This window comes from Bradyrhizobium sp. GW821-FHT13H06, from assembly GCF_058803975.1.
Genome location: NZ_JBXAPN010000003.1, coordinates 503,692 through 525,231, shown reverse-complemented (window position 1 = coordinate 525,231; position 21,540 = coordinate 503,692). Strand labels below are relative to the sequence as shown.

The window sequence follows — 21,540 nt, the reverse complement described above, 5'->3', positions numbered from 1 at the left end:
CCCACAAGGGGAGAAGGAAGAAGCAGAGCTACGCAGTCAGCCGCTCGCCATCGCTGCCGGTAATCTTGCGCGACACCACGCTTCCAACACACTCGCCCGCAACAGCCACCGGAAGATAATGCTCCGTTCGGCCCTGCCCCGCGCTCTCGATCAGCACATCGCGCGTGGCGCCGATCTCGGTTTGCAGCCGCCGCCGCAACGCCACCTCCCCCGCCGCGCGTAGTTGTCTCGCGCGTTCCTTGATTTCGGGCCCCGCAACCTGCGGCATTCGCGCGGCCGGCGTGCCGGGCCGCGGCGAATAGGGAAAGACGTGGAGGAAGGTGAGGCCGCATTCCTCGACGAGGCCGAGCGAGCGCGAGAACATCTCCTCCGTCTCGGTCGGAAAGCCCGCGATGATGTCGGCGCCGAAGGCGATGTCCGGGCGCAGACGGCGGACCTGGTCGCAGAACGCGATCGCATCCTGCCGCGAATGCCGCCGCTTCATGCGCTTCAAGATCATGTCGTCGCCCGATTGCAGCGACAGGTGCAGGTGCGGCATCAGTCGCGCGTCGCCGGCGATGGCATCGAGCAGATCGCTGTCGGCCTCGATCGAATCGATCGAGGAGATGCGCAGGCGCTTCAGCTCCGGCACATGCCGCAAGATCTGCCTGGTCAGCAGGCCGAGTTTTGGCGCGCCGGGCAGATCGGCGCCGTAGCTGGTGAGGTCGACGCCGGTCAGCACGATCTCGGCATGACCACGCTCGACCAGCGTCCGCACCTGCTCCACCACGGCACCCATCGGCACCGAGCGCGAATTGCCGCGGCCAAACGGGATGATGCAGAAGGTGCAGCGATGGTCGCAGCCGTTCTGCACCTGCACGAACACACGCGGCAGGCCGCTCGCATAGCCGTCGACGAGGTGCGGCGCCATCTCCCTGATAGCCATGATGTCGCTGACGGCGATCTTCTCGCTGGTGCCGACGCCGAACGCCGCGTGCGTCTCGCGCCACGCTTCGCCATGCAGCTTGTCGTCATTGCCGACGACACGATCGACCTCGGCCATGTCGGCGAACATCGCAGCTTGCGTCTGCGCGGCACAGCCAGTGACGACGATGCGCGCACCGGGCCGCTCGCGCTTCAATTTACGGATCGACTGGCGCGCCTGCGCCACTGCCTCGTTGGTGACGGCGCAGCTGTTGATGACGATGGTGTCGGAAAGGCCTGCGCCCTCCGCCTTGCTGCGGATCACCTCGGCCTCGAAGGCATTGAGGCGGCAGCCGAAGGTGACGACCTCGACGCCCATCACGTGACGGGCGCGAACAGCGCCGGATCGAAACGGCCCTCATATTCGAAGGTCGCCGTGCCGGTCATCAGCACATGGTCGTCGCGCTCGCGCCATTCGATGCCGAGCTTGCCGCCGGGCAGCATGATCTCGACCTTGCGCTCTGCGCGCTTCAGCCGCGCCGCGGCGACGGCCGTGGCGCAAGCCGCCGACCCGCAGGCCTTGGTCAGGCCCGCACCGCGTTCCCAGGTGCGGATCGTGATGTGCTGGGGATCGACGATATGGGCGAGCGTGATGTTGGCGCGCTCGGGGAAGATCGGATGGTTTTCCAGCAGCGGACCGAAACGTTCGAGGTCATAGGCGTTGACGTCCTCGACCCAGAACACCGCATGCGGATTGCCCATGCTCACCACGGAGGGTGAATGCAGGATCGGATCGTCGATCGGCCCGATCTGCAATTCGATGTAGCGGGTGTCGCGAAACTCTTCCGCCAGCGGAATGTCCTGCCAGCCGAACTTCGGCACACCCATGTCCACGGTGTAGAGATCGGCCGCTGGGCCCTGCCAGGCATTGAGCAGGCCGGCGGCCGTTTCGAAGGTCGCGGCGGTCTGCCCGGTCTTCTCGAAGATGCGGCGCACCACGCAACGCATGCCGTTGCCGCAGGCGCCGGCCTCCGAGCCGTCATTGTTGTAGATGCGGATGAAGGCTTCGGTGCCGTCCAGCCGCGGCTTCTGCAGCACCATGAGCTGGTCATAGGCGATGCCGCCTTGCGCAGCCGCTACCGCCCGCGCATCGTCCGGCGTCACCCGGCCTGCGGAACCGCGCATGTCGACAACAACGATCTCGTTGCCGATGCCGTTCATCTTGGCAAATGCGTGGTTGGCCAGCGCGCTCATGAAAATTCCCGAATTTCGCCCGCCTTATATGGCGATCCTTGCCAGCTTGGCCAGTGATTTGCGGCCGCGAGCCAGGACGTCGGCCATGACGCATCTGTCATGGGACGAATTCGGCGCTCGCGTGTTAGAACGGCGCGGTTCGCGCGAACCGGGACGCGCGGCCAGGTTGAGGCCTTGGTGGGTAAGGCCTTGATGAATTTGGGCCTTGGTGAATCCAGGCCTTGGGGAGAATAGAATGACCAGTTTTCGTCGTCTCGCTCTGGCCGCGCTGATCCCGGCGGCCATGTCGATTGGCCTGTCCGGGGCTCCGGCACAGACACCCAGCCCGGCACCGGCCGCGTCGGCAAGCCCCTCGCCTGCGCCATCGGCGGCACCCGCCCCCGCGGCAAGCGCGTCGCCAGCCCCGGCAGCGACGCCTTCGCCCGCCGCCAGCGCTTCACCCGGCCCGGCGGCGTCCCCGCCCGCGGCGGCCGCAAGCCCCGCTCCGGTGCAGACCGCCGATCCCTTCGGCCTCGAGACCACGCTCGAGGCGAGGAAGGTCGTGATGGTCAAGGGCACTGCCAATTGGGATTCGGCCTTCGACACGCTGATCGACGCCTTCAAGGCCCTCAATGCGCTGCTGGACAAGCAGGGCATCAAGCAAGCCGGCAATGCGATGATCGTCTACACCTCGACCGACGACACCGGCTTCACCTTCCTTGCCGAGATCCCGGTCGACCAGGATCCGAAGAACTTGTCCAAGGACATGAGCATCGGCAAATCGCCGGAGGGCAAGGCGTTGAAATTCGTCCATCGCGGGTCCTACGACAACATGGACAACACCTATGAGGCGATCACCAACCATCTCGACGACAAGAAGCTGGAAGCCAAGGACACCTTCATCGAGGAGTACCTCACCGATCCCCTGAAGACGGCCGAGGACAAGCTCGTGATCAATGTTTTCGTGCCGCTGAAGTGAGAATGATGAAAAAGCCTGCCCTGCTCGCCGCCGTATTCGCCACCGCACTGCTGACGGCGCCCGCACGCGCCGACGATTTTCCGTCCGCCATTTCGGTGAGCGGCGAAGCCACGATTTCCGCAGCCCCGGATCTCGCGCAGATCGATGCCGGCGTCGCCAACGATGCCAAGACGGCGAAGGAAGCTTCCGACGCCAACAATGCCGCGATGGGCAAGGTGCTGCTGGCGCTGAAGGGCGCAGGGATCGCCGAGAAGGACTTCCAGACATCGCGCTTGTCGCTGCAGCCGCAATACGGTCAGAACAAATCCACCGGCGCCTCGCCCGTGGTCGGATTCCGCGCGAGCAACCGCGTCACCGTGAAGATCCGCGACGTGACCAAGGTGGCCGGCATCATCGACACGCTGGTCAGCGCCGGCGCCAACGATATCGGCAATATCTCCTTCGAGGTGACGCAGGCGTCAAAGCTGCTCGACGATGCACGCGAGCAGGCGATCGCCGATGCGCGGCGCAAGGCGGAGGTCTATGCCAAGGCCGCCGGCGTGACGCTGGGCGCGCCGCTCAGCGTCACCGAGGGCGGCGGCCCGGTGCCGCTGTTCAAGGGCCGCATGGCAGCGCCAATGGCCGCTGCACCACAGGCCGCGGTGGCGCCGGGCGAGGAGACGCTGTCGGTGACGGTGAATGTGAGCTGGGCGATCAAGCCGGGACAGTAGGTCTCGTGTCCCGGACGCGCTGCGGCACGCAGTGACGCTGCGCAGAGCCGGGACCCAGCAGCAACACGATACCACGATACAATGCAGCGACATGGGCCCCGGCTCAGCAGCGCATCACTGACGTGCTGCGCTGCGTCCGGGGCACGAGCTGTGCGTGTGGAGAGCTAAATCTCCACCACTTGCCCAGGCTTCATCGCCACGAATCTGTCCTGCGGAATCTGCGCGGCATCGAGCGCTTCCACCAAGGCCTTCGCCGGCGCGTCGATCGCTTCATCCGTCAGTTGGAACGTGCCGTGATGGTGCCCGAGCGCTTGCTCGGCGCCGCAGTCGAGCAGCGCCTTGACGGCATCTTCCGGGTTCATGTGCTGGTCGCGCATGAACCAGCGCGGCTCGTAGGCGCCGATCGGGAGGATCGCGAGGCGTAGTAGCCCGTGCCTCTCGGCGACGCGGCGGAAGTGCCGGCCGTCACCATAGCCGGAATCGCAGACGACGTAGATCCGGCCGGCCGGCGTCTCCAGCACGAAGCTCGCCCACAGCGCCTTGTTGCGATCGAACATGCCGCGCGCGGTCCAGTGCCGGGTCGGCACCAGATGCACGGCGATGCCGCCGCCGAGTTCGACGCGATCGTGCCAGTCGAAGGCCTCGACCTTGATGGTGGGATCGGCGCCGCGCATCGTGACGTCATTGCCGAGCGGGGTGACGACGCGCGGGGCGAAATTCTTGGTGAGCCGCGACAGCGTCGCGATATCCAGATGATCGTAATGCCCGTGCGAGACCAGCACGACATCGATCTGCGGCAGCTTCTCGAAGGCGATGCCGGGATCGTTGTGCCGCTTCGGCCCGGCCCAGGCGACCGGCGAGACCCGCATCGACCAGACCGGATCGACCAGGATGTTGAGGCTGCCGGCCTGGATCAGCCAGCTGGCGTGGCCGACGAAGGAGAGCCGCACCTTGTCGCCCTCGACGCGCTCCGGCGGGATGTCGGCATGCGGGCTCGGCGCCCAAACGGGCCATTTCGCGCGCTGCCGTTTGCCGCCAAATTGCCAGCGCAGCACCTCGCGAAGCGATTTCGGCGGTGCCCCGTCCGGATCGAAGAAGTGCAGGCCGTTGAAATGGTCGGAGGCGGGGCCGTCATAGGTTTTCATGCGGAAGATCCAGCGCGAGGACGCCGACCGGAGCACCGGCGCCGGCGAGCGGCCCCCAGAAGTCGGGTGACCGGCAGGCTCGTAGGGATAGTCGGGCGGTAAGACATCACCGGCTATATGGGCCGGGCTGGCAGAAAAGGAACCCATGGCCAAAAAGGTCACATTTTCAGTACCTTGCCTTATCAAGGGCGCCCCGGCACCCTAACTTTCCTTGACTTTTGGGCGGGAGCGGCGTTTAACCCCGCCACTTTCTCGGAAAGGCTTTCTTTTCGACCCGCCGACTGGCCTTAGGACCAGAGGTCAACGCCCGACAGCGCTGTGCGCCCTCGGGCGCAAAGGTGTTTGGAAGATCGCTTGCCCAGGAAAGCGGTCATCCTCCGCGAAGGCGGGGGATTCAGTATTCCAGAGGCGGCTCGGGTGGAACCGAACAGCCACGGCGTACTGGATGCCCCGGTCAAGCCGGGGCATGACAGTGGTGAACGCGGCAACCCTGCGCGAGCAGGACAAGGGACAACGGCATTGTTCGACAATCTGTCGGAACGGCTTGGCGGCATTCTCGATCGTCTGACGGGGCGCGGTGCGCTGACCGAAAAGGACGTCGACGCCGCGATGCGCGAGGTGCGCCGCGCGCTGCTGGAGGCCGACGTCGCGCTCGAGGTGGTCCGCAGCTTCACCGAGCGCGTCCGCGAGCAGGCGATCGGCGCCACCGTCGTCAAGTCGGTGACCCCCGGCCAAATGGTGGTCAAGATCGTCCATGACGAGCTGGTCAATACGCTGGGCAGCGAAGGCCAGACCATCGACGTCAATTCCGTGCCGCCGGTGCCGATCATGATGGTCGGCCTGCAAGGCTCGGGTAAGACGACCACCACCGCAAAGCTCGCCCGCCGCATGGTCCAGCGCGACAAGCGCAAGGTGCTGATGGCCTCGCTCGACGTCTACCGTCCGGCGGCGATGGAGCAGCTCGCCGTGCTCGGCCGCGACCTCGACATTCCGACCCTGCCGATCGTGGCGGGGCAACAGCCGCCGCAGATCGCGAAGCGTGCGCTGGAAGCCGGCAAGCTCGGCGGCTACGACGTCGTGCTGCTCGACACCGCCGGCCGCACCACGCTCGACGAAGACATGATGGCGGAGGCGGCGGCGATCAAGGCCGCGGCGAACCCGCATGAAGTACTGCTGGTCGCCGACAGTCTCACCGGCCAGGACGCCGTGAATCTCGCGCGCTCGTTCGACCAGCGCGTCGGCCTCACCGGCATCGTATTGACCCGCGTCGACGGCGACGGCCGCGGCGGCGCCGCGCTGTCGATGCGCGCGGTCACAGGCAAGCCGATCAAACTGCTCGGCACCGGAGAAAAGACCGACGCGCTGGAGGATTTCCATCCCGATCGTATCGCCGGCCGCATCCTCGGCATGGGCGACGTGGTGTCGCTGGTCGAGCGCGCCGCCGCCAACATCGATGCCGAAAAGGCTGCGCGCACGGCCGAGCGCATGCGCAAGGGTCAGTTCGACCTCAACGACATGCGCGAGCAGCTGCTGCAGATGTCCAGCATGGGCGGCATCAGCGGGCTGATGGGCATGATGCCCGGCATCTCCAAGATGAAGAACCAGATCGCGGCGGCCGGCATCGACGACAAGATCCTGAAGCGCCAGGTGGCGATCATCGATTCCATGACCCGCGACGAGCGCCGGCATCCGGATATCTTGAAAGCGAGCCGCAAGAAGCGCATCGCCGCCGGCAGCGGCCAGAGTGTCGAGCACGTCAACAAGCTGCTCAAGATGCACCGGAACATGGCCGACGTGATGAAGGCCATGGGCTCGGGCAAGCGCGGCCCGCTCGCCGGCATCGCCCAGGCGATGGGCTTTGGCGGCGGCATGAAGCCTCCCTCTCCGGAAGAGATGAAGGCGCTTCAGGAGAAGATGCAGAGCGGCGGCGGACAGGGTCTGCCGAACCTGCCGAAGGATTTGCCGGCGGGTCTTCGCCAGGGTCTGCCCAACCTTCCTGGACTGACCGGGCTGAGCGGCAAGCCCACGCTGCCGGGCCTCGGCGGTTTTCCGGGCAAGAAGAAATGAGGAATTCGTCGCGGGGGACTGCACCGGTCCCACGCAACGCGGAATACCAATCAACCGAACAAACTGTACTTTGAAGGAGAACTGAATGTCCGTCGTTATCCGCCTCGCCCGCGCAGGCACCAAGAAGCGTCCCGTCTATCACGTCGTCGTTGCCGACTCGCGCTTTCCGCGCGACGGCCGCTTCATCGAGCGTCTGGGCTATTTCAATCCGCTGCTGCCGAAGGACAACGAGGCGCGCCTCAAGCTCGACCTGGAGAAGGTGAAGGCCTGGGTCGCCAAGGGCGCGCAGCCCTCGGACCGCGTGGCGCGTTTCCTCGACGCTGCCGGCGTCAAGAAGCGCGAAGCGCGCAACAACCCGGAGAAGGCCGTGCCGCGCAAGGAGCGCAAGGCGCAGGCCGAAGCCGCCGCCAAGTCCTAAGGCCAGATCATGTCGGCGCTGGTCTGCGTCGCGCGGATCGGCGCCGCGCATGGTGTGCGCGGTGCGGTCAAGCTCTGGACCTTCACCGAGGATCCCTTCGCCGTCAGGCGCTACGGTCCGCTGCTGTCCAAGGACGGCAAGCGCCAGTTCGAGGTCGCAACGGCGCGCGAGGCGAAAGATCATCTGGTCGCGACGTTCAAGGGCGTCACGACCCGCGATGAAGCCGAGCGCCTCAACGGCATCGAGCTCTACGTTCCGCGGGACAAGCTGCCCGCGACCGACGCGGACGAATATTACCACACCGACCTGATCGGTCTCGCCGCCGTCACCACGGACGGCGATGCGCTCGGCCGCGTCGTCGCGATCCAGAATTTCGGCGCCGGCGACATCATCGAGATCGCCCCGTCCAAGGGCCCGACGCTGCTGCTGCCGTTCTCCAATGCGGTGGTGCCGGAAGTCGATCTCGCCGGCGGGCGCGTGGTGATCGCGCTGCCGCAGGAAATCGAGGGCGACGAACATCCTTCCGCGAGTGGTCCCCGCCTGGTGCGCAAAGCGCACGGGGGCGGGGACGCATAGTCACAGGCCGTGGTTTTTTGGCTAAGCTGGTAGCCCCCATCATCGCAAAGCGAAGTGCGGTGGTTATGGGTCCCGGGCTCGCGCTTCGCGCGCCCCGGAACGACGAGACATTTTGGATCCGATGACCAATCCCTCACCCTGGCGCGCGACCGTGCTGACGCTGTTTCCGGAGATGTTTCCGGGGCCGCTCGGCGTGAGCCTGGCCGGCCGGGCGCTGGCGTCCGGACTCTGGCAGCTCGAGGCGCGGGACATCCGCGCCTCCGCCACCGACCGCCACCGCAGCGTCGACGACACCCCGGCCGGCGGCGGCCCGGGCATGGTGCTGCGCGCGGACGTGCTGGCTGCCGCCATCGACGCCGCGGAGACCGGACCGGAGCGGCCGCGCCTCCTGATGAGCCCGCGGGGTCGGCCATTGACCCAGGCCCGGGTCACGGAGCTGGCTAGGGGCCCCGGCCCCCTGATTGTCTGCGGGCGGTTCGAGGGGGTGGACCAGCGGGTGATCGACGGACGGGGCCTCGAGGAGATCTCGATCGGCGACTACGTCCTGTCCGGGGGTGAAATCGCGGCCCTGGCCCTGATCGACGCCTGTGTGCGGCTCCTGCCCGGGGTGATGGGCAAGGAGGCCTCGGGAACCGAGGAAAGCTTTTCGGACGGGCTGCTCGAATACCCCCAATACACCCGCCCGCAGCTGTTTGAGGGGGTCCCGATCCCGGAAATCCTGACCTCGGGCGACCATGCCAAGGTTGCAGGCTGGCGGCGGGCGCAATCGGAGGCCCTGACGGCGGCCCGGCGGCCGGATTTGTGGGCGCAAGTGCCGACCCCCGTCCCGAATCGGGCCGGGCGCCAAAAAACGCCAAAAACCAAGACAGACGGGTGACAAACGCTCCGGCTTGCCTTATAGGAGCGGCCACATCCGCAATGGCTGGATAGACGAATTTCGCGCAGCCCCCGTTTGAAAAGGCTGGGCGCGCCGATGGAGATTTACCCATGAACCTGATCAAGCAGCTCGAGCAAGAGCAATTCGACAAGCTGTCCGCCGGCAAGGACATTCCGGAATTCGGCCCCGGCGACACCGTGATCGTCAACGTGAAGGTCGTCGAAGGCGACCGCACCCGCGTGCAGGCCTATGAAGGCGTCTGCATCGGCCGCTCCGGCGGTGGCCTCAACGAGAGCTTCACCGTCCGCAAGATTTCCTATGGCGAGGGCGTCGAGCGCGTGTTCCCGGTGATGTCGCCGATGATCGACTCGATCAAGGTGGTGCGCCGCGGCAAGGTGCGTCGCGCCAAGCTCTATTACCTCCGCAACCTTCGCGGCAAGTCGGCCCGCATCGTCGAGAAGCAGGACCGCCAGGCCGCCGTCGGCGAGTAAGCTTCGCCCCACCGGGCAAGTTTCCAAAGCGCGGGGCTCGGCTCCGCGCTTTTTTGTTTGGCCTCAAGCCGCGCATGCGGTGCCGCCCCTCACCCTGAGGAGCGCGGAACGCGCGTCTCGAAGGGCGAGGCCGCAGACCGGGCCTTCATCCTTCGAGACGCGCGCAAGAGCGCGCTCCTCAGGATGAGGGTCATGCCCTGACCGCGCATTGAAAGCACTCGCGATTTCAATTCGGCCTGCTATATATTCTTGGAATGTTTCCAGATCTGACCAGCCCCTCGTCCGCCAAGCGCATCGTCATCGACGATCGCTCGCGGCTGCCTGGCCGGTTCTTCGGACGCTTCGCGACCTCGGCAACGTCAGAGCTTACGCGCGCAGCCTAAAAGCTGCGCTGACGGTTTTGTTGCCCGCGCGCCAGGCGCGCTCATCGCTGACACACATTCTTCGGAGCTGACGCTCATGTCCAAGCCGACCACCCTGTACGACAAGATCTGGAACGACCATCTGGTGCACGAAGCCGACGACGGCACGTGCCTGCTCTACATCGACCGCCACCTGGTGCACGAAGTGACATCGCCGCAGGCGTTCGAAGGCTTGCGCGCCACGGGACGCAAGGTCCATGCGCCCGAGAAGACGCTCGCCGTCGTCGACCACAACGTGCCGACCACCGATCGCAGCAAGCCGAATCCCGATCCTGAAAGCATCGAGCAGATCAAGGCGCTGGCCGAGAACGCCAAGGAATTCGGCGTCGAATATTACAACGAGTTCGACAGGCGCCAGGGCATCGTCCACGTCATCGGCCCCGAGCAGGGCTTTACTCTGCCCGGCACCACCATCGTCTGCGGTGACAGCCACACCTCGACGCATGGCGCGTTTGGCGCGCTCGCGCACGGCATCGGCACGAGCGAGGTCGAGCATGTGCTGGCGACGCAGACGCTGATCCAGAAGAAGGCCAAGAACATGCGCGTCACCGTCGACGGCAAATTGCCTGACGGCGTGACGGGCAAGGACATCATCCTCGCCATCATCGGCGAGATCGGCACCGCGGGCGGCACCGGCTACGTGCTGGAATATGCCGGCGAGGCAATCCGTGCGCTCTCGATGGAAGGCCGCATGACGGTCTGCAACATGTCGATCGAAGGCGGCGCCCGCGCGGGTCTCGTTGCGCCCGACCAGAAGGCGTTCGACTTCCTGCGCGGCCGCCCGAAGGCACCGAAGGGTGCGGACTGGGATGCGGCCATGCGCTATTGGGAGACACTGCGCTCCGACGACGGCGCGCATTTCGACCACGAGCTGCGCCTCGATGCCGCGAAGCTGCCGCCGATCGTGACCTGGGGCACCTCGCCTGAAGACGTCATCTCCGTGACCGGCATCGTGCCCGATCCGGACAAGATCGCGGACGAGGCCAAGCGCATCTCCAAGCATCGCGCGCTCAAGTACATGGGCCTGACAGCGGGCACCAAGATCACCGACATCAAGCTCGATCGCGTCTTCATCGGCTCCTGCACCAACGGCCGCATCGAGGACCTGCGCGCGGCCGCGAAGATTGCCGAAGGCAAGACCGTTTCAGCGAACGTCAACGCCATGGTCGTGCCGGGCTCCGGCATCGTGAAGGAGCAGGCGGAAGCCGAGGGTCTGGACAAGATCTTCATCAAGGCCGGCTTCGAATGGCGCGAGCCGGGCTGCTCGATGTGCCTTGCCATGAATCCGGACAAGCTGAAGCCGGAAGAGCGCTGCGCCTCGACCTCGAACCGCAATTTCGAGGGCCGCCAGGGTTTCAAGGGCCGCACGCACCTCGTCTCGCCGGCGATGGCAGCGGCGGCGGCGATCGCCGGTCACTTCGTCGATGTCAGGGACTGGCGGTAAGCCGGTTCCTGCAATTGTAGCGATCGCGGCAAACCGCCGTTAATCCGCCTCGCCCACATTGTGTCCTCGCGACGGTTCGCGAGGACGCGCCTCATGGCCAACAAGCCGGAATATGTCGATCTGATCAGTGACGCGACGCGCCAGCACCGCCGGCGCGCAACGCCGCTGCGCATCGTCGCCAAGCCGGAGGTCGAGGAGACCTCCAGGCTCAGCCGCTGGCCGCCGGCGATGTTCAGGCAGTGGAAGGTCGAGAATTTGATGCGGTGGAAGGCTTCGTCATGGAAGCTGAAGGATTGGCTCTAACCAGCCTCTCCGTCATGCCCGGGCTCGTCCCGGGCACCCACGAACTCTCTGTGCAAGCCCCAAGAACGTGGATGGCTGGGACAAGCCTGGCCATGACGGATGCAGGGCCAGCAATTCACTCACGTCACCAATAGCGGTACGGATACTGCCAGCGCGGCCAGTGGCAGACGCGGCGCGGGCCGTAATAGGTCCAGATGATCCGGCAGCGGCGCGGATAGTTGTAGTAGGGATAATACCCGCCAACGTAATAGGGCCGGCGGAAGTGTCGATAGCCGTAGTGCGGGCGATGATGGCCCCAGTGACGGTGGTAGCCGCCATATCCGCCAGGCCGAAAGCCGCCGTGCCGAAAGCCGCCGACATGACGGTGATGAAAGGCCGGCCCGGCGCGGAAGCCACCGACATGGCCGCCGCGGAAACCGCCGCCGTGGAAGCCGCCGATATGTCGCCCGCCGCCGTGGAAGCCGCCTCCGCGGAAACCTCCGCCGTGAAAGCCATGTCCACCATGCCCGCCACCGTGGCGAACCTGCGTGACGAGATCGTCGGCCGCGGCCTTCGTTGCGGGTGACGTCGCCGGATTGATCAAGGTGAGTGCTTCAGCCCGACGCGCGGTGCCGGCCGACAGCATCAGCGTCGCGGCGGCCGCAAGCCCGAGCAAGCGCATCGGGCTCGTCCCGAGGCCGAACATTCTCAGCATGGAATCCTCCCTGAATCTGGACAGCAGAGCTGCGGCGCGACGTCTCGGCTGCGCCATTGCTGTTCAACAACGGTCGCTCCCTCGGGTAAACTGAGGAGAGCGAGGTGAACGCGCCATGAATGAACGACGCTGGGTCCCGCGATGCGACGCAGTGCCGCGACGGGAGGAATTTTGCAGATGACTGTCTACGCCATTGCACAATTGAAGATGACGGACCGCGCGGCCTATGACCGCTATCAGGCGCGATTCTTCGACGTGTTCAAGAACTACAACGGACGGCTGCTCGCCGCCGACGAACATCCGCGCGTGCTCGAAGGCGCATGGCCGCATGACAAGCTGGTCATGATGTCGTTTCCCGACGAGGCCGCGTTCCTCGCCTTCTCGAACTCGCCCGAGTACGAGGACATCTCGCGTGATCGCAAGGCCGGCGCGCAGGCGACCGTGCTGCTGGTCAGGGGATTTGCGCCCGGTTAGAGCGGCGCCTCACCAGAAGGGCCCGTAGCTGAACACGAAAGGTGCGGGCACGCCGTAAGGATAGGGGCGGTAGTAGACGGGCCGCGCGTAATAGCGTGGATCAGGGCGCGCAGCAGGCCGCACGATGTCACGGGTTCGCGCGTGTCGTCGCATATCGAAAACCGCGATCCCCGCCGAGGCCTCGGGTATCGTCACCCTTTGCGCCGCGGAAGCAGCGCGAAGCAGGCCGGCGGCAAGCGCGACGGCAACGGCCAATGCGATCCATCTCGCCATCACGACCCCCACGAGGCCACCGCGCTGTTCGCTGGCGCGGGCATTGAACTGGTCAGCCCCGGCGCCAGTAGCAGCTCACGCGCGGCACGATCACGGTGCCGCTCGGCCGGTACTCCTGCACATAGGTGGCGTTGCACACGCGGAGTGCGTCGGGCCCCGGATTGTAGCGGGGATAGACACCGTCCGGGCTGTAATAGGGCGTGACGCGCAGGCGCGCCGGGGGCCGCTTGCGTGGCGGGGGAACGTCGTCAGGCGGAGCCGCCTGGGCGAGGCGAATCCCGGGGCTGGCGGTCTGGGCGTCCGCGCCGACGCAAAACTGCGAAAACAACCCCATGCACAGTAGAGTCAGCGCTGTTTTCGCTCGCATTTTTCCGCCCACCTGAAACGTCCCATCGACGGCCCCACGCTCCCCGTTTTGGCGGCGCCCGTCAACCTCGCCGCGCTTATAATGCCAGATGCATCGCCGCGGAACCCGCGACAGAGCTCGTTCTGATGGAATCGGAACAGGCCCCGGATTCTAGTTTGACGCGTCCTCTTCACGCGAAACCGGTATCCACTGCGCTCGAAAACGCTTTAGAAGAAGCCCATGTGGACGGAATTGAAAGCGCCCTCGCTGGCCGAGATGGAAGCGATGGCTCACGAGGTGTTCGAGCGCCTGCCGGCGGAATTTCGCAAGCTCTGCGAGGGCGTGATTGTCCGCGTCGACGACTTCCCGACCGAGGAGGTCCTGGACGAGATGAGGTGCGAGAGCGAGTTCGACCTGCTCGGGCTGTTCCAGGGCGTAGGCCTGCCCCAGCAGAGCTTTGGCGACGTGGCGCGGCTGCCGAACATGGTCTGGCTCTACCGCCGGCCGATCCTGGATTACTGGGCCGAGCACGACGAAAGCCTCGGCCATATCGTCCGCCACGTCCTGATCCACGAGATCGGCCACCATTTCGGCCTCTCCGACGACGATATGGCGGCGATCGAAGCGCGGGCGGAGTAGCGAGGGCCACGAAGACGATGCGCTCCCTCCCCCGCTTGCGGGGGAGGGTTGGGGAGAGGGTGTCGCCGCAACGGGACCGTCCCCTAGAGGAGAGAGCCCTCACCCGCGCCTTCGGCGCGACCTCTCCCGCAGGCGGGAGAGGTGAAGTCCCGACGCCGCGCCAGTCCGGTCTCAAACTCGCTGAGCAGGCTAGCCCTGCCCAATTTGGCCTAGGATTCCTGCCCCGATCGCGATAAATACCCGTTCCTCCAGACCCATCCGGGAAAGCGCAACCATGGACAAGTTCACCACGCTGGAAGGCGTCGCGGCGCCGCTGAAGATCATCAATGTCGACACCGACATGATCATTCCGAAGCAGTACCTCAAGACCATCAAGCGCACCGGCCTTGGCAAGGGGCTCTTCTCCGAGCAGCGCTACAAGGACGACGGCAGCGAGAACCCGGACTTCGTTCTCAACCAGCCCGCCTATCGCAACGCCAAGGTTCTGGTCGCCGGCGACAATTTCGGCTGCGGCTCGAGCCGCGAGCACGCGCCCTGGGCGCTGCTCGACTTCGGCATCCGCTGCGTGATCTCGACCTCGTTCGGCGACATCTTCTACAACAACTGCTTCAAGAACGGCATCCTGCCGATCCGCGTCTCGCAGGAAGACCTCGACAAGCTGTTCGACGATGCCGAGCGCGGCGCCAACGCGACGCTGACGATCGACCTGCCGAACCAGGAGATCCGCGGCCCCGACGGCGGCAAGGTCAAGTTCGAGATCGACCCGTTCCGCAAGCACTGCCTGATCAACGGCCTCGACGACATCGGTCTCACCATGGAGAAGAAGGCCTCGATCGACAGCTACGAGGAGAAGCTCAAGCGCGAACGCGCCTGGGCCTGACTTCATATTCTTTGAGCATGATCTTTCCGGAAAACCGCTGCACACTTTTCCTGATCATGCTCTAGTTCTCGTTCGAGCCCCGGTGCGCCATCCGCGCCGGGGCTTTTTCTTTGCTCCGGATATCCCGTATAGCTTTTCCTCATGCTGCCCGAGATCGTCACCTTCTGGCATGGCCCGATGGATGCGCTGCGCCGGACCTGTCTGCGCTCGCAGCTCGCTGCCGGCCACAAGATCACGGTCTACAGCTTCGACACCATTCCCGGCCTGCCTGCAGGAATCGCCAATGCGGATGCCGAGGCGATCCTGCCGCACGCCTTCTCCGAACGGCTGCGGCCGCCGCAGCCGGACGGCAGCTGGCGCGACTGGACCAAGCTGCAGTTCAGCGACTTCTTCCGCATGAAGCTGATGGCGAAGGGCCTCGGCCTCTGGCTCGATGCCGATGTGCTGCTCTTGAAGCCCATCGAGATCGATCCGGCAAAACCGTACTTCGCCTGGGAGCGGCCGCGCCAGCTCGGCAACTCCGTGATCTATCTTCCGCGCGGGCACGGCATCGTGCGCGCGTTCGAGGAGCTGATGGAGCAGGATGAGCTGACGCCGGACTGGCTGTCGCTGCGCCACCGCGTCACCTTCATGATGCGCCGCCTGCGCGGCGGCTCGAACCGCCTTTCGGATATTCGCGTCGCGATCTACGGCCCTGCCGCGCTGACCGCGCTCGCGCGCCGCACCGATGAGTTGCACAACGCACTTCCGAAGCAGTCGTTCTATGCCGTGCATGCCGAGCCGAAACGCTTCTTCGACCCATCGAGCTATCTCGGCCTCGTCACCAGCCCCGAGATCATCGGCCTGCACATCTCGCCCAAGGGCCGCGGCGGCGAAAAGCCGATTCCGGGCAGCCTGTATGCCTGGGCGGCGGAGCGGTTTGCGTAGCTGCCGCGCTGGAGGTGCGCTCCCTCTCCCGCTTGCGGGAGAGGGTTGGGGAGAGGGTTGGGGAGAGGGTGTTTCCGCAATGGGACAATCCCCAAGAGGAGAAAACCCTCACCCGACGCGCCGGACGATGCTTCGCATCGCCCGCGACGCGTCGACCTCTCCCGCAAGCGGGAGAGGTGCAGCGGAGGCCGCGGCCCCTTCCCAGTTTGATCCAGCGCAACGCGCTCCTGCACCATTGTGCTTAATTCGCTCCAATTCCGACGTCCGAATGGAGCGTTCCATGAGCACCGCAAGCAAGCCTTATCCCATCGTTCAGGACCTCATCGAGTCCTTTGCGAACTGGCTGAAGCATCGCCGCGAGATGAACGAGATGCGGCAGCTCGATCGCGCCGATTTCGACCGGATCGCGAATGATCTCAGGATCGCGCCCGACGATCTCGAAGAGCTGGTCCGTCACGGCCGGCACGCCGCCGACGAACTTCCGAAGATGCTGGAGCAGCTCGGCATCAGTGCGGAGCGGCTCGGGCAGGCGCAGCCCCTGCTGCTGCGCGACATGGAGCGGACCTGCTCGCTCTGCGGTCACAAGGGACAGTGCGACCGCGATCTCGCTGAGGGCACCGCCGCGGAGAACTATCACGGCTATTGCGCGAACGCCTCGACGCTGGAGTCGCTCGATCGCGCCGACCTCGCGCCGCGCTGAGCTGCACCCCGTCGGACCTCACTTGCCAGCCACGAAATAGAAGTCCTGCCGTCCGGAGATCGAGCCGTAGCTGAACGGCTTTTGCCTGCGGCCGGTCGCTTCCATGACATCGTCGCGAACGAAATCGAACAGCCTGCGGACTTCGAGGCCCGGCGTCGGAAGATTCTTGACGAAGGCGGTCGCGAACGGACTGTTGATCCCGTCACCGTCGAGCGCGGTCTCGCCGTCCTTGGCGGCATAGACGACCAGCGTTCCAGCCTCCGGCTCGAGCGGGGCGAGACCTCGCGACACGGAACGCGACGCCATCGTCATCGTGCGTTTCATCTGGGCGGCGAACGGATTGTCACGGCACGCATCGAGAATGACGAGGCGCAATTTTCTGGCGCGCTCGGCGGCATTGAGGACCTGATCGACCGGCACTGCTTCAAACCCGATTTCGCGGTCCGCGGCGATCCTCGCATCGGTCGGGATGAGATAATTGATGCCGCCGACCTCCATGCCGTGTCCGGCATAATACACGACCGCCCAATCCGCCGTTTCCGCACGTGCAGCGAACTCGCGCAAGGCATTCACCAAGGCATCCTTGCGCAGATCGGTCAGCAGAGTGACCGCTTCGAACCCGGTGAGCCTCAGCACATCGGCGACGAGGCTCGCATCGCGGACGGGGTTCGGCAGTGCGGCGACGTTTTCGTAAGCGGAATTGCCGATGACGAGGGCGATACGGCGATCACCGTTCGCAACCCCGGGCGCCGCGACGGACGGGGGTACGCCGGCTTTCTCGACCAGGATCGTAGCTGGCCGCGGCGGCGGCAGGGCGGAGAGCCGCTCACGCGCCTTGTCGAGAGCCCATCTTGTGGCGCTCTGAGTCAGTCCGAGCGTGGCGTTGAAATCGGCTCTTGCCTTGGCGAAATCTCCGCGCTTCTCGTAGGCCAGCCCGCGATTGACATACGCGTTCGCATAGGTGGGATCCACGCGTATCGTTTCGGTGTAGTCGGCGATGGCACGGTCCGCGTCGCCCTTGTTGCCGTAGGCGTTTCCGCGATTGAAATACGCGTTCGCATTCGCCGGCTGCAGGCGCACCGCCTCGGTGTAGTCGGCAATGGCGCGATCGGTGTTGCCCTTGTTGCTGTAGGCGTTGCCTCGGTTGTAGTACGCGTTGGCATAGGCCGGATCGAGCCGGATCGTCGCCGTGTAGTCAGCGATGGCCCGGTCCGTGTCGCCCTTGCTGCTGTAACCGTTGCCCCGGTTGTAATACGCGTTCACATGCGCCGGATCGAGCCGGATCGTCGTCGTGTAGTCGGCTATGGCGCGGTCCGTATCGCCGCTGGCGGCGTAAGCATTCCCTCGGTTGTAGTACGCATTCGCGTCCTTCGGATCTCGCCGGATGGCCTCCGAGGCGGTGGCAATGGCCGGGTTTACGTCGCCTTTGACGCGGTCAATAGCGGCTGCGGGGCCTGCGAGGACAAGGATTACGCAGCACCAGAATAATTTGCGAAGCATACCAAAGCCCATTCGCCATATCCGGGACGGGAAGCAGTATTTAAGCGACGCGAATTTATCGAAGCAAGCAGCCGGCCTGTGTGATCCAAATCACAGGCATGTTCGCGCCAAGCAACGGCCGTTGCGGTGCACAGCGACCGGCAAGGGAAATCCGCGCTAGGCAGATGTCCAGGAAGAGATACTCAACGCGATTGGTAGAGCAAGACGCGAGCGGCTGCTCTGCTGGTCGGCGCCCTTTCCTATCCCGTGCTCAGTCGTCGGCTTGGCCCATTGAACTACAGGATGCTCCGAGGACGTGATCGTCTGATCACGCGCGACCAGCCATCGCCGCGGCTTCGGCCGCGGCACGCTGCATGCTGGTCGACATCTCGTTCGTCACCGTGCTCTGCTCCTCGATCGCTGCGGCGGTCGAGGTGACGTACTCGCTGACATTGTTGATCGCCTGCTTGATCGCACTCAGAGCGTCGACGACGTCGCCCGAGATCTGGTTGAGGCTGCCGATCTCCTGACCGATCTTGTCGGTCGCCTGCTTGGCCTGGTTGGCGAGGCCCTTCACCTCGGAAGCGACCACGGCGAAGCCGCGGCCGGCTTCGCCGGCGCGGGCCGACTCGATCGTGGCGTTGAGCGCGAGCAGGTTGATCTGCCCCGTGATGTTGTTGATCAGTTCGACGATGCCGCTCATCGCCTGCGCGGCCTCGGTGAGGCGCTGGGCCTGCGCGTCGGCAGCCGAGACCTGCTCCACCGCGCTCATCGCGGTTTCGCGGGATTTGGTCATCGCCTCGGAGATCTCCCGCACCGAGGCGTTGAGCTCCTCCGAGCCGGCGGCGACCGATTCCATCATGCCTCGGACGCGCTCATTGCCCATGCGGACCAGCACCTGCTTGGTGGTGTCGGTGGCGTATTTCACGACCTTGAACGGCCTGCCGTTGAGATCGAGGATCGGATTGTACGAGGCCTGGATATAGACTTGCTTGCCGCCCTTGCCGATGCGCTTGTATTCGGCCGCCTGGTATTCGCCGCGATTGAGCGCGGCCCAGAACTCGCGATAGCCGGCGCTGTCGCGCTCGCTGGGCTCGACGAACATGCTGTGATGCTGGCCCTTGATCTCGGCCAGCGAATAGCCGAGCGCGCCGAGGAAGTTGGCATTGGCGGTGATGATCGTGCCGTCCATGTTGAACTCGATCACGGCCTGGGCCTTGTCGATCGCCGCGACCTGGCCGGCGAGATCGGCGTTCTTCAGCTTCTCGGCGGTGACGTCGGTCGCGAACTTCACCACCTTGAAGGGGTTGCCCTTCTCGTCGAGGATTGGATTATATGAAGCCTGGATCCAGACTTCCTTGCCGCCCTTGCCGATGCGCTTGTACTCGGCGACCTGGTATTCGCCGCGGTTGAGCGCGGCCCAGAACTCGCGATAGGCTGCGCTGCCCCGCTCGGCCTCGGCCACGAACATGCTGTGATGCTTGCCCCGGATCTCGTTCAGGGTGTAGCCGATCGTATGCAGGAAGTTCTCGTTGGCGCTGCGAACGGTGCCATCCATGTTGAACTCGATGACCGCCTGCGAGCGGTTCGCGGCGGCAACCTGAGCCCCGAAATCGAGGTTCTGCAGACGAACCGAGGCATCGGACCATTCCACCACGACGCCCGCCCGGCTGCCGTCGGCGCTGCTCAAGGGAGTTGCAACGAGGTCGAATTCCCGCTCGCCGATCTGGATCGTCGCGCGATGCACACCACTGAGGCTCGCGAGCATCCTGCGCTGATGTTGCTGATTCCTGAGAAATACGTCGATGTTGGTCCCGACGAGCGTGTCGAGGTTGAAGTGCGGCAGCCCCTTCTTGAGATCGCTCTCGGCGGCACGAAGCAGATCCGTCACAGCGTCGTTCATGTAGACGATCTTGAGGTCGTTATCCGCGATCATCAGATTGGCACTTACGACCTTCGCCGCCATCAACGTCAACGCGTCGGAGCTCGACTTGCGCTTGAACATGATCTCTCCAATATCAACCCGGTTGTGTGCACGCCGAGGCGGGTTTCTGCTCGCAATACGAACTGGGATATCTGAATCGAATTATCGAACTATTTGTCCGATCGCAGACACAATGGCCGGATTTTGCCAAAGCGGCTAACCTGACAGCGACGCGCGACCGGGCGGCGGCGGCACGGGCCCTGAACTTGCAAACGCGGTCCTAAAATCACTATCGCAATCTGACAAAGCGCTCGCAGCAAGCATTCGCTTACCGTCGGCATCGCGGCGCGCAGCTGGCCGGTGAGCGAAGTCGATGTCGTTCGCAGCTACAGTGCGCGTCCGGGCATTTCGTCGCAGCCGCCATGGGTGCGGTTCATGCCGCCTCGAGTGATCCAGGCACGTCCGACAGCCGTTGCATTCAATCTCGAATTGGTGGCGCCTCGTAGGCGATACGGTAGTTTGCACGGTGAGGAACTCTGATTTGGGCACCGTTATTTATCTTGACCGCTATCCCTTGATTCGGTCGCGCGACAGCGAGTTCGCGCGCGACCGCCTGTTTGCGGCCTACGGCGCGGATCGGTTCGACAAGTATGACGATGAGTTCGGCATAGAGGCCAATTTTGCTCGCTTGAGGTCCATCGGCCTCGCCTTCTGCGCCTACGAGGGCGCGGCATCGCTCTCCTTTCCTGAATCGCAGATTCTCCGCCAGCTCTTTTCCATCCAGGGATCTGCGGGCTTCCGAACGAAGGGAAATAGCCAGCCGATCGAGGCCTGGAGCCCGATCATCTCCGGCGACGCCAGGCTGGATCTCGACTTTGCGCCAGGCTACCGCCAGCTGGTGGTGAGGATAGATGCCGCCGCGCTGGAGCGCCTGCTGAAGAGCATGCTCGGCGACGACAGTGACATCAAGCTGCGTTTCACCGCAGGCGAAGCCAATCCCGCGGTCATGACGCATGTGCGCCAGGAGGTCTTCAGGTTCGCGGAAGAGCTGGATCGATTTGGGCAGGATTACTCACCCATTGCCATCGCAGAGCTGGAGCGTGCGCTGATGGTCCGGATTCTCCTGGCGCATCGGCACAATTTCTCCAGCCGGCTTCAGCGTTCCGCTCCGGGCGCCAACCGGACCGCGATCGACATCGTGGAGTCCTACATCGAGGCTCATTGGGGCGAACCTCTCGATCTGGAAAGGATCGCTGGGATCGCCAATGTGAGCGTGCGGACGATTTTCCGCGAGTTCTCCGATGCCGGACGCGGATCCCCCGGCCAGTTCGCGCGCCGCGTTCGGCTTCAGCACGCGGCCGAGCTGTTGCGTCGGCCCGATGTACAGACCAGCGTGCTGGCCGTGGCGTTCAAATGCGGCTTCCGAAACCTCGGACGCTTCGCGTCCGAATATCGGCGGACCGTCGGTGAGCTGCCATCCGAGACTCTGAAGAATGCGCGACGAAGGCAGTAAGACGATGATACACGCTCTATATCGCGGTGGGCGCGCCGCGGAATGATTGCGAAGGTGCGCGAGCAGCGGATCGGCACAGCCGGGGACAGCACGACCTCGCATCTTGTAGCGGGCAGAGCCGAG

At 64.8% G+C, this 21,540-nt stretch carries 23 protein-coding genes; 15 read left to right on the top strand and 8 right to left on the bottom strand.

Annotated features, from left to right (window positions below):
• Positions 1-28: 28 nt before the first annotated feature.
• On the bottom strand, positions 29-1,282 hold the full coding sequence (gene mtaB / locus AC1RQP_RS14940; protein WP_492937867.1) for a tRNA (N(6)-L-threonylcarbamoyladenosine(37)-C(2))-methylthiotransferase MtaB: 1,254 nt from the start codon (positions 1,280-1,282) through the stop codon (positions 29-31).
• Positions 1,282-2,157, bottom strand: a complete 876-nt coding sequence (dapF, locus tag AC1RQP_RS14935; RefSeq protein WP_492937516.1) for a diaminopimelate epimerase — start codon at positions 2,155-2,157, stop codon at positions 1,282-1,284. The genes mtaB and dapF overlap by 1 nt, the downstream gene beginning before the upstream one ends.
• A 235-nt stretch (positions 2,158-2,392) precedes the next feature.
• On the opposite strand from dapF, the gene AC1RQP_RS14930 reads away from it, so the two are divergent.
• Both AC1RQP_RS14930 and AC1RQP_RS14925 read left to right on the top strand, forming a co-directional pair.
• A complete protein-coding gene (locus tag AC1RQP_RS14930; protein WP_239628893.1) occupies positions 2,393-3,115 on the top strand; it encodes a GyrI-like domain-containing protein in 723 nt (240 codons plus the stop codon).
• 5 nt (positions 3,116-3,120) lie between these two features.
• Positions 3,121-3,825, top strand: a complete 705-nt coding sequence (locus tag AC1RQP_RS14925; protein ID WP_492937515.1) for an SIMPL domain-containing protein — start codon at positions 3,121-3,123, stop codon at positions 3,823-3,825.
• Positions 3,826-3,989: 164 nt separating this feature from the next.
• Here the strand turns inward: AC1RQP_RS14925 and AC1RQP_RS14920 are convergent, their stop codons facing one another.
• Positions 3,990-4,970: an MBL fold metallo-hydrolase gene (locus AC1RQP_RS14920; RefSeq protein WP_492937514.1), complete on the bottom strand. Its 981-nt coding sequence runs from the start codon at positions 4,968-4,970 to the stop codon at positions 3,990-3,992.
• 519 nt (positions 4,971-5,489) lie between these two features.
• Here AC1RQP_RS14920 and ffh point away from each other — a divergent pair.
• The 7 genes from ffh (at position 5,490) to AC1RQP_RS14885 (ending at position 11,568) form a co-directional block, all read left to right on the top strand.
• Positions 5,490-7,037: a signal recognition particle protein gene (ffh, locus tag AC1RQP_RS14915; protein WP_492937513.1), complete on the top strand. Its 1,548-nt coding sequence runs from the start codon at positions 5,490-5,492 to the stop codon at positions 7,035-7,037.
• A gap of 85 nt (positions 7,038-7,122) precedes the next feature.
• The gene (gene rpsP, locus AC1RQP_RS14910) at positions 7,123-7,455 is read left to right on the top strand and encodes a 30S ribosomal protein S16 (RefSeq protein ID WP_061880170.1); all 333 of its coding nucleotides are present in this window, start codon (positions 7,123-7,125) and stop codon (positions 7,453-7,455) included.
• Between the two features lie 6 nt (positions 7,456-7,461).
• On the top strand, positions 7,462-8,031 hold the full coding sequence (rimM, locus tag AC1RQP_RS14905; protein ID WP_492937866.1) for a ribosome maturation factor RimM: 570 nt from the start codon (positions 7,462-7,464) through the stop codon (positions 8,029-8,031).
• Positions 8,032-8,152: 121 nt separating this feature from the next.
• Complete coding sequence (gene trmD / locus AC1RQP_RS14900) at positions 8,153-8,908, top strand: tRNA (guanosine(37)-N1)-methyltransferase TrmD (RefSeq protein ID WP_492937865.1); 756 nt, start codon at positions 8,153-8,155, stop codon at positions 8,906-8,908.
• A gap of 110 nt (positions 8,909-9,018) precedes the next feature.
• Positions 9,019-9,399 carry a 50S ribosomal protein L19 gene (gene rplS / locus AC1RQP_RS14895; RefSeq protein WP_011083318.1) on the top strand — a complete coding sequence of 127 codons (381 nt, stop codon included), beginning with the start codon at positions 9,019-9,021 and terminating at the stop codon, positions 9,397-9,399.
• A gap of 459 nt (positions 9,400-9,858) precedes the next feature.
• Positions 9,859-11,265, top strand: coding sequence for a 3-isopropylmalate dehydratase large subunit (gene leuC, locus AC1RQP_RS14890; protein WP_239628885.1), 1,407 nt, complete (start codon positions 9,859-9,861; stop codon positions 11,263-11,265).
• Positions 11,266-11,358: 93 nt separating this feature from the next.
• A complete protein-coding gene (locus tag AC1RQP_RS14885; RefSeq protein ID WP_197965103.1) occupies positions 11,359-11,568 on the top strand; it encodes a hypothetical protein in 210 nt (69 codons plus the stop codon).
• A 124-nt stretch (positions 11,569-11,692) separates the two neighbouring features.
• Here the strand turns inward: AC1RQP_RS14885 and AC1RQP_RS14880 are convergent, their stop codons facing one another.
• The gene (locus AC1RQP_RS14880; RefSeq protein WP_492937512.1) at positions 11,693-12,262 is read right to left on the bottom strand and encodes a hypothetical protein; all 570 of its coding nucleotides are present in this window, start codon (positions 12,260-12,262) and stop codon (positions 11,693-11,695) included.
• A gap of 177 nt (positions 12,263-12,439) precedes the next feature.
• On the opposite strand from AC1RQP_RS14880, the gene AC1RQP_RS14875 reads away from it, so the two are divergent.
• Positions 12,440-12,736, top strand: coding sequence for a DUF1330 domain-containing protein (locus AC1RQP_RS14875; RefSeq protein WP_239628880.1), 297 nt, complete (start codon positions 12,440-12,442; stop codon positions 12,734-12,736).
• A 9-nt stretch (positions 12,737-12,745) separates the two neighbouring features.
• On the opposite strand, the gene AC1RQP_RS14870 is transcribed toward AC1RQP_RS14875, so the two are convergent.
• Both AC1RQP_RS14870 and AC1RQP_RS14865 read right to left on the bottom strand, forming a co-directional pair.
• Entirely contained in the window at positions 12,746-13,009 is a 264-nt protein-coding gene (locus tag AC1RQP_RS14870) for a hypothetical protein (protein WP_492937511.1), read from the bottom strand.
• A 52-nt stretch (positions 13,010-13,061) separates the two neighbouring features.
• Complete coding sequence (locus AC1RQP_RS14865; RefSeq protein ID WP_492937864.1) at positions 13,062-13,343, bottom strand: hypothetical protein; 282 nt, start codon at positions 13,341-13,343, stop codon at positions 13,062-13,064.
• 252 nt (positions 13,344-13,595) lie between these two features.
• On the opposite strand from AC1RQP_RS14865, the gene AC1RQP_RS14860 reads away from it, so the two are divergent.
• The 4 genes from AC1RQP_RS14860 (at position 13,596) to AC1RQP_RS14845 (ending at position 16,501) form a co-directional block, all read left to right on the top strand.
• On the top strand, positions 13,596-13,994 hold the full coding sequence (locus AC1RQP_RS14860) for a metallopeptidase family protein (protein WP_239628874.1): 399 nt from the start codon (positions 13,596-13,598) through the stop codon (positions 13,992-13,994).
• 274 nt (positions 13,995-14,268) lie between these two features.
• The gene (leuD, locus tag AC1RQP_RS14855) at positions 14,269-14,874 is read left to right on the top strand and encodes a 3-isopropylmalate dehydratase small subunit (protein WP_061880161.1); all 606 of its coding nucleotides are present in this window, start codon (positions 14,269-14,271) and stop codon (positions 14,872-14,874) included.
• A 141-nt stretch (positions 14,875-15,015) separates the two neighbouring features.
• A complete protein-coding gene (locus AC1RQP_RS14850) occupies positions 15,016-15,801 on the top strand; it encodes a glycosyltransferase family 32 protein (protein WP_492937509.1) in 786 nt (261 codons plus the stop codon).
• Positions 15,802-16,081: 280 nt separating this feature from the next.
• The gene (locus tag AC1RQP_RS14845) at positions 16,082-16,501 is read left to right on the top strand and encodes a DUF6455 family protein (protein ID WP_131874192.1); all 420 of its coding nucleotides are present in this window, start codon (positions 16,082-16,084) and stop codon (positions 16,499-16,501) included.
• A gap of 18 nt (positions 16,502-16,519) precedes the next feature.
• On the opposite strand, the gene AC1RQP_RS14840 is transcribed toward AC1RQP_RS14845, so the two are convergent.
• Together AC1RQP_RS14840 and AC1RQP_RS14835 are read right to left on the bottom strand one after the other, a co-directional pair.
• Entirely contained in the window at positions 16,520-18,013 is a 1,494-nt protein-coding gene (locus tag AC1RQP_RS14840) for a tetratricopeptide repeat protein (protein WP_492937508.1), read from the bottom strand.
• Between the two features lie 295 nt (positions 18,014-18,308).
• Positions 18,309-19,985, bottom strand: a complete 1,677-nt coding sequence (locus AC1RQP_RS14835) for a methyl-accepting chemotaxis protein (RefSeq protein WP_492937507.1) — start codon at positions 19,983-19,985, stop codon at positions 18,309-18,311.
• A gap of 460 nt (positions 19,986-20,445) precedes the next feature.
• Between AC1RQP_RS14835 and AC1RQP_RS14830 the strand changes: the two genes are divergently transcribed.
• Positions 20,446-21,417 (top strand): AraC family transcriptional regulator, encoded by a 972-nt coding sequence (locus AC1RQP_RS14830; RefSeq protein ID WP_492937506.1) that lies wholly within the window; start codon positions 20,446-20,448, stop codon positions 21,415-21,417.
• Positions 21,418-21,540 lie beyond the last annotated feature (123 nt).